Source organism: Psychromonas saccharinae (assembly GCF_051201515.1).
GTDB lineage: Bacteria > Pseudomonadota > Gammaproteobacteria > Enterobacterales > Psychromonadaceae > Psychromonas.
Genome location: NZ_CP195153.1, coordinates 3,016,911 through 3,030,992 on the forward strand (window position 1 = coordinate 3,016,911; position 14,082 = coordinate 3,030,992).

General features: G+C 37.4%; 12 protein-coding genes and 1 other RNA gene. 6 read left to right on the top strand and 7 right to left on the bottom strand.

The features are described from left to right. Positions 1 to 139 precede the first annotated feature (139 nt). Both ACR30L_RS13405 and ACR30L_RS13410 read left to right on the top strand, forming a co-directional pair. Entirely contained in the window at positions 140 to 622 is a 483-nt protein-coding gene (locus tag ACR30L_RS13405) for an SH3 domain-containing protein (RefSeq protein ID WP_435234752.1), read from the top strand. A gap of 1,053 nt (positions 623 to 1,675) precedes the next feature. Continuing rightward, positions 1,676 to 1,990 carry a hypothetical protein gene (locus ACR30L_RS13410; RefSeq protein WP_435234753.1) on the top strand — a complete coding sequence of 105 codons (315 nt, stop codon included), beginning with the start codon at positions 1,676 to 1,678 and terminating at the stop codon, positions 1,988 to 1,990. 704 nt (positions 1,991 to 2,694) lie between these two features. On the opposite strand, the gene rnpB is transcribed toward ACR30L_RS13410, so the two are convergent. Next, positions 2,695 to 3,054: RNase P RNA component class A (gene rnpB / locus ACR30L_RS13415), an RNA gene on the bottom strand. Between the two features lie 65 nt (positions 3,055 to 3,119). Further along, positions 3,120 to 3,980: a 16S rRNA (cytidine(1402)-2'-O)-methyltransferase gene (gene rsmI, locus ACR30L_RS13420; protein WP_435234754.1), complete on the bottom strand. Its 861-nt coding sequence runs from the start codon at positions 3,978 to 3,980 to the stop codon at positions 3,120 to 3,122. A 120-nt stretch (positions 3,981 to 4,100) separates the two neighbouring features. Between rsmI and ACR30L_RS13425 the strand changes: the two genes are divergently transcribed. The 4 genes from ACR30L_RS13425 (at position 4,101) to ACR30L_RS13440 (ending at position 7,793) form a co-directional block, all read left to right on the top strand. Then, positions 4,101 to 6,092, top strand: coding sequence for a penicillin-binding protein activator (locus tag ACR30L_RS13425; RefSeq protein WP_435234755.1), 1,992 nt, complete (start codon positions 4,101 to 4,103; stop codon positions 6,090 to 6,092). Then, the gene (locus ACR30L_RS13430; RefSeq protein ID WP_435234756.1) at positions 6,061 to 6,429 is read left to right on the top strand and encodes a YraN family protein; all 369 of its coding nucleotides are present in this window, start codon (positions 6,061 to 6,063) and stop codon (positions 6,427 to 6,429) included. Before ACR30L_RS13425 ends, ACR30L_RS13430 begins: the two co-directional genes overlap by 32 nt. 57 nt (positions 6,430 to 6,486) lie before the next feature. Then, positions 6,487 to 7,071: a D-sedoheptulose-7-phosphate isomerase gene (locus ACR30L_RS13435; protein WP_435237911.1), complete on the top strand. Its 585-nt coding sequence runs from the start codon at positions 6,487 to 6,489 to the stop codon at positions 7,069 to 7,071. Positions 7,072 to 7,247: 176 nt separating this feature from the next. Next, on the top strand, positions 7,248 to 7,793 hold the full coding sequence (locus ACR30L_RS13440) for a BON domain-containing protein (protein ID WP_435234757.1): 546 nt from the start codon (positions 7,248 to 7,250) through the stop codon (positions 7,791 to 7,793). Between the two features lie 278 nt (positions 7,794 to 8,071). Here the strand turns inward: ACR30L_RS13440 and ACR30L_RS13445 are convergent, their stop codons facing one another. The 5 genes from ACR30L_RS13445 to ACR30L_RS13465 form a co-directional block, all read right to left on the bottom strand. Beyond that, positions 8,072 to 8,380 carry an integration host factor subunit alpha gene (locus tag ACR30L_RS13445; RefSeq protein ID WP_435234758.1) on the bottom strand — a complete coding sequence of 103 codons (309 nt, stop codon included), beginning with the start codon at positions 8,378 to 8,380 and terminating at the stop codon, positions 8,072 to 8,074. Positions 8,381 to 8,383: 3 nt separating this feature from the next. Further along, entirely contained in the window at positions 8,384 to 10,771 is a 2,388-nt protein-coding gene (pheT, locus tag ACR30L_RS13450) for a phenylalanine--tRNA ligase subunit beta (protein WP_435234759.1), read from the bottom strand. A 10-nt stretch (positions 10,772 to 10,781) separates the two neighbouring features. Beyond that, on the bottom strand, positions 10,782 to 11,762 hold the full coding sequence (pheS, locus tag ACR30L_RS13455) for a phenylalanine--tRNA ligase subunit alpha (RefSeq protein WP_435234760.1): 981 nt from the start codon (positions 11,760 to 11,762) through the stop codon (positions 10,782 to 10,784). Positions 11,763 to 11,959: 197 nt separating this feature from the next. Continuing rightward, positions 11,960 to 12,571: a fumarylacetoacetate hydrolase family protein gene (locus ACR30L_RS13460; RefSeq protein WP_435234761.1), complete on the bottom strand. Its 612-nt coding sequence runs from the start codon at positions 12,569 to 12,571 to the stop codon at positions 11,960 to 11,962. After that, a complete protein-coding gene (locus ACR30L_RS13465; RefSeq protein ID WP_435234762.1) occupies positions 12,568 to 13,590 on the bottom strand; it encodes a GGDEF domain-containing protein in 1,023 nt (340 codons plus the stop codon). Before ACR30L_RS13465 ends, ACR30L_RS13460 begins: the two co-directional genes overlap by 4 nt. Positions 13,591 to 14,082: the final 492 nt, after the last annotated feature.

Sequence of the window (14,082 nt, forward strand, 5' to 3'; positions counted from 1 at the left end):
TTAGTAACTAATAGTGCCTTTTTAGAAAAACGTTAATAATCAACAACCTCAATAAACACCATGGAAATTTTAAACTTAAAAACTGAAATAGATCAGTTATAATCTGTTATTAACTATCATTATTTATAAAGGATTTGCTTTGAATAAATTTGTATTATTAAGCGTATTAAGCCTATTACCAATGGCTTACACCGCCCAAGCACAAAACTGTGACCCGAGCTTAATTGAATGTAATGCAAGTAAAGGAAAAGCTCAGAAGGTCATTAATAGCAAAACTACAATACAAAAAAACAAGACAAAATCGACGATCAAGCAAGTAGCCAACAAAAAAAATGCTAAACAAGTCACTGTTATTAAAGTAAAACAAGTTCAAACAGCTAAAAAAGTACAGCCTGTCGTTAAACAAAAGGCACAGACCAATGTAGGACAATACATCATTATCGCAAATGCATTGAACGTGCGCTCTTTACCACGTCAAGATAGTCGTATTTTAGGTACACTACGAAAAGGAAGTCTTGTTTCTTTAGTAACACCAACCTCACCGACGCCCTACTGGAAACGCATTAAATTCGGTAAAACCTACGGTTGGGTCAGTGCGAAATATATTAAAAAAGTACATTAATCACGGCACCAAAGTTAAAACAACTTGATGATTAACGAATATACCTGATAAAAGGATTTAGAGGTGATCATCTCACCTTTAGTCGCAAGTCGGATTTATCTTAAAAAGCAAAAAACCCACTGTTAATCACTTAACAGTGGGTTTTTTATTAATGAGTGGAGTTGGCCTGTAAGCGGAATACCGCAACAGAAAAAATATTGCACACTTCTTTTACAATTTATGGCACTAAGCAGATTATTCCTAGCGTTATTTCAACCGACAAAGTAAAGTTGCATAACTCCTTGAAATTATGTGTTTGAAACATATCCTAAGCCATTGAATATCGAAAGTATTAACGTCCGTAATTAGCCTTAATTTGCTTAATTAGATGATCACTTTATTCACCATTTTTCCAGAAATAAAAATTTAATTACTATCGCCACACCTAGACATTATATGTCCCTATGTTAGTTAGGTCACAGATGGGTCATAAATACTGGCTAATTGTTCAATAACCGCACTCAACACTTGAATACTCTGAATTAATCCCCATGTATACAGTACCCAAGAATAACCTCACCTTGGGGCATGAAAATCAGTTATGGCCTGTCTCTCAAAAGCAAAAAAGGTAAACGCTTATGAGACACAAACTTAACTACATTTTCAACTTATGTCTAACACTATCAAATAAAGCACCGATGCTTTGTCTTTTGATATATAGATGCCTCAGATTATTTGAAGCATATCAAACAGGAGACTGGTTAATGGGCTTAAGAATGGTATTTTATATAGGTATGACTATCAAAAAGGAGGTTTTATCGAAGAGCAATAAATAGAAGAAATACTATAACCCTTAGCATTAATGTTATACCTAAAGAAATTAGGAGCGCAATGATTACCCTTACTTAAATAGCAGTAAAAGCAATTAGTAATATTATTTTAAACGGAGAAGATTAATTTGAAACGAATACAATTCATTTAATCTGATTTTCAATAGAGAGAAGGTACATTACCTTCTTATTAGCAATAAGTTCACTTAAACATACAGAGGTGAGTTTATTTCAGTGGGGATAAGTGAAAACAGTAGTTAATAAACGCGATGGGAGTCAAGTCCCTTTTAATGCTCAAAGTATTGCAAAAGCCATATTAATAGCCTCAGAAAAATTGATCGTTGGAGATCTAAATGAAGCTATGTTTTTTGGTTCACCTGCAAACGTAACTAAAAGAAAGGTTATTATAACTTTTTTAGCATCTTCCGCGATTTATTTTTTATTTGAGTTAATATTTGATAGACGACAACTTTTAACTTGGGTGAACTCTGTTTTTATCATAAAGCTGTATGTAAATCGTCCTAATAACAAAAGTCCCCCTGCCTACAGCATTCTTTAAATCATCAACAATCAAATCATTACACCGCCCTCTGAGTACCACATTGTCACTACCCTGTATTTTCTCTATTAATCCGGCTCGTTTACATTCCCAAGCACCAAATGGCTAAAAATCATCCTGAAATTAAATATACCCAAAAATCAACAAGATCCCCGAATAAGTAACCTCTTGACTTTATATAGATACATGACTCAAAACAATCTATATCGAGACTTTACTGAATTAGCACTATAAAAACCACCCTCAGATATTTAGCCTAAAAATTAGGTTTTAGACTAAATTGAAGGCATCTTAAATTTTTCATAAAAGTTAAATTTATCAATCGCAGATTACATTATAGAAAGATTAAACCCGTAAAAATAGTTTTTGCCTAGTACACTTTTTTATAGTTAATAGAGCAACAAGTTCATTTATCTTTTCTTGCACAGATACTTCATACATAGTTAGTCCGAGAAATTTTAATTTAAACAATATAGGTGTAATTTTAGCAATAATAAGTTCTGCGTGTTTTTTGCTATCAGTTTTTAAATTCAGTCTAATAATTTTTATGTGATGGGATTCTGAAATTTAAATAGTAAATTCCATTTTTTAATATTGTGTATTTTAATTGATGTGTGTGCAGCCTTTATATAAAAAGCTCTACAAAGAAATTGACACTAGAAGTATAAATCTCTCCCCCCCTGAAAAACAAGGGGACAGAAAAATATAAGAGTTGGCCTGTAAGCCGGGTTCTGTCGTTGAATCGTCATTCGTCTAGGCCTGCAATCGCTCGCAGGCTCAAGCAACCTACCCGCTTCCAGTATGGGCCATACCTCAGGAAGCCTATTTGGTCTTGCTTCGGGTGGAGTTTACCTTGCACCAGACTATTGCTAGCTGGCCGGTGCGCTCTTACCGCACCCTTTCACCCTTACCGGTCTAATAAAAGACGTAGGCGGTTTCCTCTCTGCTGCACTTGTCGTTAGCTCGCGCTACCCAGGCGTTACCTGGCACCCTGCCCGTCGAAGCCCGGACTTTCCTCCCCTCTTATCTCGAAAGATAAAAGCGGCGACGATCTGGCCAACTCCGAGGCGGAATTATACGGAAGGGTTTGACAAATACAAGCGCTATCCGAGTCTTGGCATTCTGTTGCCTATAAATTCTCCAATCCCCATTTATATAAATCATTTTTCTTTTGATCATGAATCTGTGCCGTTAAAGCTGCTGCTTTTTTAAGTGGCAATTCCGCTTTTAATAACGTTAATGTGGTTAAGGCAACTTGAGGAATGCTTTCTTCATCTTTAGTCGCACCGGCAACCATTAATACAAATTCACCACGGCAATGATTAGTGTCTTGATTTAAAAAATCGAGCATTTCCCCCGCAGGCAAACTATAAAACGATTCAAATGTTTTAGTTAATTCACGGGCAATCACTAATTTACGATCGGGACCAAGCACGTTAATAATTTTTTCTATCGTGTCGACAATACGTCGTGGTGATTCGTAAAACACCATGGTGCGAGGCTCTTCTATTAAGGTGCTGAGTTTATCTTTTTTACCCTTTTCTTTGACTGGTAAAAAGCCTTCGTAGGAGAAACGATCCGTTGGTAAACCCGCTGCACTTAATGCTGTAATGACGGCTGAAGGACCAGGGACAGGGACAACATCGACGCCGAGTTGACGACATTCATTGACTAAATGATAGCCGGGGTCATTAATTAAAGGGGTGCCAGCATCGGAAATCAAAGCAATTGATTGCCCTGACTTTATTTTTTCAATCAATACTTTACCGCGTTCACGCTCATTATGATCGTGTAACGGAAACATCGGTTTTTTAATTTGATAATGGCTGAGCAACTTGCCACTATGGCGTGTGTCTTCCGCTGCAATCAAATCAACCTGTTGTAATATTTCAATTGCACGATACGTAATATCGTTAATATTTCCAATTGGCGTGGCAACAATGTAAAGTTTCGCCGGGAGAGTTGATGAAATTTGACTAATTTCAGACATTTTTTCGCCTTAATAAGGAATAGATAAGTGAATAAGATTGTTTAACTGAGGCTGCAATATTACACTATCACCCTATTGATACCTACTTCGAATATTTGCTTGTATATAAAGGATATTATTTTGGAAGCATTAAGATCAGCAAAAAGACTTACACATTATTTTGTAATAAGTTTAACTCTGACAATATTATCAGCATGTACCACGACGCTACTACCACAAAAGGAGTATGCGCCTACACTGTTTTCAACACTTAACGAGGATTCTGCTTTTTATTTAAATAAAGCAGATCAAGCGAGTGAAGAAACAAGAACCGATTGGCAATTAGTGGCTGCTCAGGCGTTAATATCTGAACAAAAACCGCTCCTTGCAGAATCAATTATGGAATATTTGCAAAGTCAGCCACTGACGCTTGATCATCAAAATTCCTTAAAAATATTACAAGCAGCTAATTTAAATCAACAAAACAAGCTTGAGCAAGCATCTGCAATTGCTAACACCGTTGATACCAATCCGCTATCAAAAAATGGCTATATGTATTTTTTAAAGCTCCAAGCACAACTACAAATAGCTAAACAAGAACATAAAAATGCAGTAAATACATTACTACAGCTCGCCCCTCTCGCTGAAACTGAAGAAGAAAAACAAGCCTATCATGACCTGTTATTTTCTCAGTTAATTCAATTACCTAACAATTTGCTTACGCCGCCACAATTAAGCGATGAAGAAAAAATGGCGATTGAAACAATGGCACCGGCAGAACCCGTAAAACAAGGTTGGTATGAATTAGCGAATATTTATCAAAGTAACCAATTACGCCCAAATTTATTGAAACGTTCTATTGAAACTTGGGAAAATAACAATTCAACGCACCCAGCTTTAAGTGCGATGCCAACGTTATTGACGAATATTTCTGAATTAAGCCCATATCAGCCAGAAAATATTGCCGTCTTGTTACCTTTATCGGGTCGATATACACAGGAAGGGCATGCCATTCAATCGGGTATATTAAATGCCTATTATGGGCAGCAGAATAACGATACGGGCGGAGAGAATCCGGTTAAATTACATTTTTTCGATACTGAATTAGCCAGCATGGAAGAAATTGTGGCACAGTTTAGTGCTAAAAATGTTGATTTTGTTATTGGTCCACTGCTTAAAAGTAATGTACAACGCTTTTTACCATTAGTAGACAATATGCCAGTACTGGCGTTAAATAGCTTTCCGAAACAACAAGTTTCAACAACTCAAGATGATAACGCAACCGGGTTAGAGCAAGATGATATCTCTATTTCAGGAGAGTCGGACGATTTTGATGATATAAACGCCCAACATAGCCCGTGGCATTATGCTTTCCCTATTTCACCAGAAGAAGAAGCAAGACAAGCAGCCCGTTTCATTGCCGCTCAGGGACACACCAAACCGATGCTTATTGCAGCAGATTCAGCTTACGGTGCGCGTATTACCAAGGCATTTGATCTTGAATGGGAGAAATTAAACTACGGCAGCCTTCACAGCCCTGAAAGCTACTTTTTCAAACGAAATGAAAATTATACTGAGTTTGTTGCTAATGCGTTGCAACTCAACGACAGCAAAGCACGTATCAGTCAAATGAAAAAAATCACCCGACTTGGCCTTCATTCTGAGGTACGTAGTCGTCGTGATATTGATGCTATTTATATCATCAGCAGACGCCAAGAACTGGTTATGTTAAAAGCCTTTATTGATGTATCCGTTAGCCCATATGCCAAAGCAATCCCTTTGTATGCAAGCTCACGTAGCCATCAAGATGATAACAATGGAAAAGAATTGTCTGACCTGAAATTTTCCGATGTTGCATTACTATTAAATACCGATACAACAGCATTAGATGAAATAGAGCAAAAGCTAAAAAAATCATCGTTTAAAACATTACGTTTATATGCTCTCGGTTTTGATAGTTTTCAAATTGTTGGTCAGTTAATTCAATTACAGAATATGCCTGGCTACCATTATAAGGGACTACTTGGTGATATTTCATTAGGCAGTAATAATATGGTTCACGCTCAATTGAGCTGGGCTGAGTACAAGAAAGGCAAGCGCATTGAAATTACCTCGCCTACTACAGCCGAGTAATTCCAAAGGCGTTAAAGCAGAGAAACAAGCCCTTGCCTTTTTAAAAGAGCAAGGGTTAACACTTGTCTGCCAAAATTATTTTTGTCGATTTGGCGAAATCGATTTAATTATGCGCGATGATGATACACTTATCTTTATCGAGGTAAGGTATCGGAAAAATAATGATTTTGGTGGCGCTTTAGCTTCCATAACAAAAGCAAAACAGGATAAAATAATAAAAACGGCTAGGCATTATCTAGCACAATTGGACTTCGAGCCCTATTGCCGATTCGATGTCATTGCCATTGACCAACAAATGCAAACACCTGAATGGATTCAAAACGCATTTTTAGAATAAATAATACCCATGAACGGATTCAAAACTCTTTTTTAGCATAAGATGATACACCCCATGATAAATGAAAAAATTCAGGCACACTTTGCCGAAAGTATTCAAACCAAAATAGTTGCAGCAGAAGCACTTCCTGAGTTTATTGAAAAAGCGGCAAAAGCGATTGCTGATACCTTAATTAACGGTAATAAGATATTAGTCTGTGGCAACGGTGGTGCTGCAGCGCTCTCTCAAATTTTTGCTTCTCATTTACTTAATAAATATGAAAAAGAACGCCCTTCACTTCCAGCTATTTCCATTACAGCGGATTCGGCATTACTCTCGGCTATCGCTACCGATAGCCATTTCGATGAAATTTATGCGAAACAAATTTCAGCGATGGCACAAACGGGTGATATTTTAATGGTGATCTGTCATGGTGGTAATAGCCGCAATATGATTAAAGCCGTTGAAGTTGCTTTAAGTAAATCAATTCAAATCATCGCATTAAATGGTGTGGACGGTGGTGAATTAGCCGGGTTGTTAGGGTCTGACGATATTGAAATTCGCGCCCCAAGCGATAAAGGTTCTCGCATTGAAGAAGTGCATTTACTGGTCATTAACTGTCTAAGTGATCTTATTGATCAACAAATTTTCCCTGTTCTATAAATCAAATTATCTAACCACTATCCCCCTAAAAAATAAAATAAATACCTTTTTAAATCATGGGGGAAGAGTAATTTTATAATTATGGTAAAGTAATGAACGGTATCATTCGATAACACATGTAATCGTGCTATCAATAATATAATGAACAATATAAATATACTTAAAGGATATCTATAATGAAAAAATTGATAATGGCTCTGTTGTTTATTTCAACTTTCTCACTACTTCAAGGTTGTGCTGCTGGTATCGCCGATGGCAGAACGATGACCGAACAATTTGATGATAATGCCCTATCTCGTGCTGCATTACATAAAATTCAAGAGCTAAATATTAGTAATACAGAATTACGTATAAACTTTTTAACCAATAGTGGATATTTATTAGTCGTTGGTGAAGTTAGCAGTCAGGCGTATCTAACGGCTATTGAAACAAAACTCGCGAGTCTAAAAGAAGCAAAAGGCGTTTATAACCAATTACGAATTGGCCGTCCGATTGGTTTTGCTCAGCAAAGTAAAGACAGCTGGATAACCACCCAAATTAAAGCTAAGTTTACAACAAATGACTATATTGACCCATTCCAAATTAAAGTGGTCACAGAGAACTCTGAAGTCTTTCTCGTGGGTAAAATAACCAAAGAGATGGCGAACGTAGCAACAAACATTGCACGTAATGTAGAAGGTGTTAAATTAGTTAATCGCGCTTTTCAAATCGCAGACGAGTAGTAACAAATAATAAAGTGTGCAGAAGATAAGAGAGTTCTATCCGATGTGCACTTTTTCTAGGAGGGATAAAGATACAATTACGTTTAAAAGCGTATATCAAGCCATATAATGTACTTTAGTCAAGAAAATCACCTCAAGTAATGTACGTAGGATCCTACCTACAAAACTCAAAGTAATCCCTAACTTTGCATCATATCATTGTTTTATGCTTTTTAAGCAAACCAAATAAACGAGCAAAGAAGCCACTAACTATGTGACTTCTTTATTCTTTAAGAGAATTAAAGTTTTTCTTGAGTGTCCGGTAAACTTTCTTCTACTAGCTCTTTTAATTTCTGTCCTGCTCTAAATGTCACAACACGGCGGGCTGCAATTGGAATATCTTCACCCGTTTTAGGGTTACGACCCGGCCGTTCATCTTTATCTTTTAATTCAAAGCTACCAAAACCAGAGATTTTTACTGCTTCTCCCTGCTCTAATGTTGCTTTAATTTCTTCAAAAAAAGTCTCAACAAACTCTTTAGCTTCGCGTTTGCTAAGGCCTATTTTTTCCGATAAATGATTTGATATTTCAGCTTTAGTCAGTGCCATAAGTTAATCTCTCAAAGATGCATTAAACTCCATAGAAACTGCTTCTACGATTTTATTTACGCTATCGGCAATTTCTTGTTCTTCTAAAGTACGAGTCGTGTCTTGTAAAATAAGACCTATTGCTAAGCTTTTTTTACCTTCTTCAACGCCTTGTCCTTTATATACGTCAAATAAGTTTATGCCAACTAGCTCCGAACCGCCAACTTTTTCTATAAATTTTAATACCTTACCTGCATTTATCTGATCATCGACCACAAAAGCCAGGTCACGATTATTCGCTGGGAATTTAGAAATATCTCCAGCTTCTGGTAATTTACGTGTAATTATCTGATCAAGTTCAATTTCAAAGACAATTGCACTACCATTTAAGCCAAATGGCTTACTTAGGCTAGGATGCAAAGTACCAATGTAACCAATGTTTTTTCCATCACGATAAATGCCTGCAGATTGCCCAGGATGTAACGAACTGTGTTTTTCTGCTTTAAATTCAAAGCTACTTGGGTCAACGGTCAAGTCTAAGATAGCTTCAACGTCAGCTTTTAAATCAAAAAAATCAACACTACGAGACTCAATATCCCAGTGCGCATCATTTGCACTTCCGATAATCACACCCGATAGCATACGCTGTTGATTAATACCATTTTCAGCATTTTCATCTTTAATGAAACGTAAACCCATTTCGAATAAACGAACACGATTTTGCTGACGTTTTTGGTTCTTAGAGACACTTTCTAATAAACCTGACCATAAGCTAACACGCATTGCCGACATCTCTTTTGAAATCGGATTAGGTAAAATAAGAGCATCTGCTTCAGGATGTAGTTTTAACTGTTTATCTGGGTCAACAAAACTGTATGTAACTGCTTCGTAATATTCACGGTTTACTAATACATCGCGAATTTTAGTTAGTTTTAAGTTTGCTTCATTATGATGAGGCATAGTAAGCGCAGCAAGTGGTGCAATATTTGGAATATTGTTGTAACCATAAACACGCGCAACTTCTTCAATCAAATCTTCTTCGATATTCATATCAAAACGGTATGTTGGTGCAATGGCAGTCCAACCTTCCGGTGTTGTTGTGACTTCACAACCTAATTGAGTCAAAATAGATTCAACACGGTCACTATCAATACTAATACCGATTAAACGGTCAAGCTTACTTCGACGTAATGTAATTTCAGCTTGGGTCGGTAAATGTTCTGTACTTACTGCTTCCGTAATTGGCCCGACTTGTCCACCACAAATGTCGACCAATAGCTGCGTTGCACGCTCCATTGCTTTCGTTTGTAAAACAGGGTCAACACCGCGTTCATAACGATGAGAAGCATCCGTATGCAATCCGTAGTTACGCGCACGTCCAGCAATTGCTAGTGGCGCAAAGAATGCACTTTCAAGAAATATATCTGTCGTCCCCGGTGCAACACCAGAGTCTTGGCCGCCAAAAATACCCGCCATAGCAAGCGCTTTTTGTTGATCAGCAATCACTAAGGTATCTGCATTTAACTTAACTTCTTTACCGTCAAGTAAAGTCAGCTCTTCATCTTGTGTTGCAAGACGGACTTCAATGCCGCCTTCTAATTTTGATAAATCAAAAGCGTGCATTGGATGGCCAAATTCTAATAAGACATATTGCGTAATATCAACCACGGCATCAACACTGCGTACGCCACAACGACGCAGTTTTTCAATCATCCACAAGGGTGTCGTTGCATCTTGATTAATACCACGAATAACACGGCCCAAGTAACGAGGACAAGCACTAGGCGCTTGCAAGTTAATCGCGACGGTATCATCGATAGTAACAGCAACATTTTCCCAGGTTGGTTCTGTGACAGTCATATTATTTAATACGCCAACCTCACGCGCCAAACCCGACAAACCTAAACAGTCGGCACGATTCGCCGTTAAATCAACGTCAATCATAACGTCATCTAAATTTAAATAATCTCGAACTGGCATACCAATCGGTGCATCACTGGCTAATTCAAGAATTCCATCGGAGCTATCTGCTAGTCCTAATTCTGATTCACTACACAACATCCCAAATGAGGGTTGACCACGTAGTTTTGCTTTTTTAATTTTAAAGTCGCCAGGCAATACAGCCCCTACAACGGCAACAGCAACTTTTAATCCTTGACGACAATTTTTAGCCCCACAAACGATATCGATGAGTTCATCTTCACCCACATTAATTTTGGTAACTTGTAATTTATCTGCATCGGGATGTTGACCACATTCAACTACTTCTCCGACAACGACTTTGGTAAATTCCCCTGCAACAGGTTCAACGTCATCAACCTCTAATCCCGCCATGGTGATTTGATGTGCTAATTCATCACGTGTAATTTCAGGGTTAACCCATTCACGTAACCAAGCTTCACTAAATTTCATTTTCTAACCCTTACTTGAATTGCTTGAGGAAACGAAGATCGTTTTCAAAGAAAGAACGTAAATCATTTACGCCATAACGCAGCATGCTTAAACGTTCAACACCCATACCAAATGCAAAGCCTGAATATTTATCAGGATCAACGCCCATTGAGCGCAATACTTTGGGATGGACCATGCCACAGCCTAAAACTTCTAACCAACCATTTTTACCTTTTACATCAACTTCTGCAGAAGGTTCTGTAAATGGGAAATAAGACGGACGAAAACGCACTTCTAAATCTTGCTCAAAGAAGTTATGTAAGAAATCGTGAAGGATCCCTTTAAGTTGAGTAAAGCTTACATTTTCAGCAATCATCAAGCCTTCAACCTGATGAAACATAGGTGTATGAGTTTGATCGTAATCGTTACGATAAACGCGTCCAGGAGAGATAATGCGAACCGGTGGATTTTCTTTTTCCATCGTACGAATTTGTACACCAGAGGTTTGGGTACGTAAGACTAATTTAGGATTAAAATAGAAAGTATCATGATCAGCACGTGCTGGATGATGTTCAGGAATATTTAGTGCATCGAAGTTATGATAATCATCTTCAACTTCAGGACCATTTTTAACTTCAAAGCCTAATTCACCGAAAAACTCAGTAATACGATCAATCGTACGGGTAACGGGATGAACACCACCCAATTTACCGCTACGACCGGGTAAAGTAACATCAATGGTTTCTTCAGCAAGTTTTGCATTCAAAACTTCCGCTTCCATTGTTTGTTTACGTGCTACTAATACAGCTTGAATTGCTTGTTTAGCTTTATTGATCATCTGCCCTGCCGCAGGTTTTTCTGCTGGCGGTAATTTTCCTAAGCCTTTCATTTGCTCAGTCATCAGACCTTTTTTACCGAGGTACTTTAAGCGAATTTGCTCTAACTCATTGCCATCGGCGGCATTTTCTATCTCTTGTTGCGCAGTAGCAACGATTTCATCGAGGTGCGACATATTATCTCTACTTTAAAAGTGATTAATACCAATCTAGGTAAATATCGAATTTATCCCACATGTTCTAATATAGAATAACGCGTTTATTTACCTAGATTGGTATAACAAAAATATGCGTAATATTTTACGCATATCAGAGAGATATGGCTAGTGTTGAGCTAAAATGAGAGGGGAAAAAGAGTAAAAACCAATAAAATTTATTTAACAATCCATTGTTGTTCTATCAATAGCTTATCACCAACATAAATTCGCCCAACTAAACAATCTTTGGCAATTAATTCTCCGACGCCTTTGGGTGTGCCAGTCATCAAAATATCGCCATCGGAGAAACTCATAAAAGTAGACACTTCCGTAAGTAATTGCTGTGGTTTATACATCATTAAATCAAAGTCAGCCTGTTGAGTGAGTTGATCATTAATAAACAGTTGTAATGATAAATCTTCCAACTTTCCAGAAAAACGAACAAATTCACTAAAAACGGCAGAGCGATCAAACCCCTTTGCGCGCTCCCAGGGTAAACTTTTCGCCTTTAGGGTTGATTGTAAGGCGCGTTTAGTCAAATCTAAACCAAATCCAACCGCTTCTATATGATTATTTTTAATAATAAATGAAATTTCAGATTCGTAGTGAATCGGCTCATCAACACCGCTAAAGGCATGCTCACAGATAGCCGAATTAGGCTTGACAAAAATAACCGCATTATCAGGGATTTCATTGTTTAATTCTTTAATATGCTCAACATAATTGCGTCCTACACAAACCACCTTAGAAGGTGAAATAGGTTGTTTATCTAATATAATTGTATTCATAATGGTAATACTCTATTTCGGCCTAAGCGTTTTGCTTGGTAGAGGTAGTCGTCTGCCCGAGCAATAAAACTGGATAATGAATCCCCAACAATAAACTCAGCGACACCAAAGGAAGCACTGATATTATTGATCATTTTAGTCGTACGCTTATCTTTTAAGACTAACTTTTCAATAACTTTGCGTAATGTTTCAGCGTAATGACGTGCAATACGTAAATTGCTTTTAGGTAAAACAATCACAAATTCTTCGCCGCCAAATCGGTAAGCCGTTGCACCATTATTCGTTTTTTGGCTTAACTTACGCCCAACTGCTTTTAAAACTTGGTCACCAAGTAAATGTCCCCATTGATCATTAAATTTTTTGAAATGATCGATATCCGCCATAATCAAGCATAATCCCTGTGGTTCTTTATCCAGATATAATGACATTTCAGTATCAAAAGCATGACGATTTAATAAACCCGTTAATGAATCGTACAATGCTAATTTTTGGCTTTCTTCTAATTGTTTTTTAAGCGATGCTATTTCCCCCTTAGCAGACGCTAAACTGTGGCTAAAAAATTGTGTCGACCGTTGCATCTCTTTCGAATCAACTTCCAACTTTTTCAATAACCCCATGACTTCTTCAAAGGAGCATCCATCCTCTTCAACACGATGAATACCTACAAAGGTTTTATCAAAGGCTTCTTGGAATTTATCTGTATCGGTCGTTGTATCAGTTAAGGTTTTATCTAATTCTAATAACATTTTGTCGACACTTTGCCTTAATTCCCATGTTTTTGACTCTGCTTTTTCAGCAACAAATTCACGGTATAAGGACTCTGCTTGCATCGGAGGAACAACGTCATGAAGCCCAATAATAGAGTCTAGTTTCTCATTCAACTTGGGCATATCATTGGCAACATAGCGATACCATAATGCATAATTTAAGGGGGTAGTGGGAATTTGATACTTCATCATCAGCGGCACAGCTTTTTTCAAATAATCCGCAGATTGAACGAGCAATTCATTATTAGCCATAGGAATAAGTACTCTATTTTATCTTTTCATTAACATCGTAATTTTATTTAATTATAGCGTCATATATACCCGTTACCAATCAAGATACGTTTATCAGTCACTAGCTCGGATATCAAGGCAAGGCGTAACATGATGACCTTGCGAGCGATTAACTGCGTTAATCCTCTATCGGTAGATGTAAAAACAAGACTTTACATCTTTAATGGCTAGTCCTTATCGAAAGTTATAACGCAGTATTGCCATGGTTTATAAGAAACGAGCTAGTGACCCGCAGGGCAAGACGAAAGGCAAACATCTTCGTTGTTATAAAGTCTCGATTTAACCCGTTAGATCTTCACCTTTATGCCTAGAATCTGCTCACCTCTCGTCTTGCTGATTTCTGCATCCTGAATGGTAACGGGTATACTATAAACCAATTTCACTATTTTATATTTTTTTATCGGTAAAACAGGTTGTTAAACACGCCTCGGAACAAAATAAACATAGTAAACC

Bases quoted from the DNA above. Each gene is read 5' to 3' on its own strand.
- rsmI (WP_435234754.1), bottom strand. From the start codon at position 3,980: ATGTCTGAAATTAGTCAAATTTCATCAACTCTCCCGGCGAAACTTTAC.
- ACR30L_RS13440 (WP_435234757.1), top strand. From the start codon at position 7,248: ATGAAAAAATTGATAATGGCTCTGTTGTTTATTTCAACTTTCTCACTA.
- ACR30L_RS13445 (WP_435234758.1), bottom strand. From the start codon at position 8,380: ATGGCACTGACTAAAGCTGAAATATCAAATCATTTATCGGAAAAAATA.
- pheT (WP_435234759.1), bottom strand. From the start codon at position 10,771: ATGAAATTTAGTGAAGCTTGGTTACGTGAATGGGTTAACCCTGAAATT.
- pheS (WP_435234760.1), bottom strand. From the start codon at position 11,762: ATGTCGCACCTCGATGAAATCGTTGCTACTGCGCAACAAGAGATAGAA.
- ACR30L_RS13460 (WP_435234761.1), bottom strand. From the start codon at position 12,571: ATGAATACAATTATATTAGATAAACAACCTATTTCACCTTCTAAGGTG.
- ACR30L_RS13465 (WP_435234762.1), bottom strand. From the start codon at position 13,590: ATGGCTAATAATGAATTGCTCGTTCAATCTGCGGATTATTTGAAAAAA.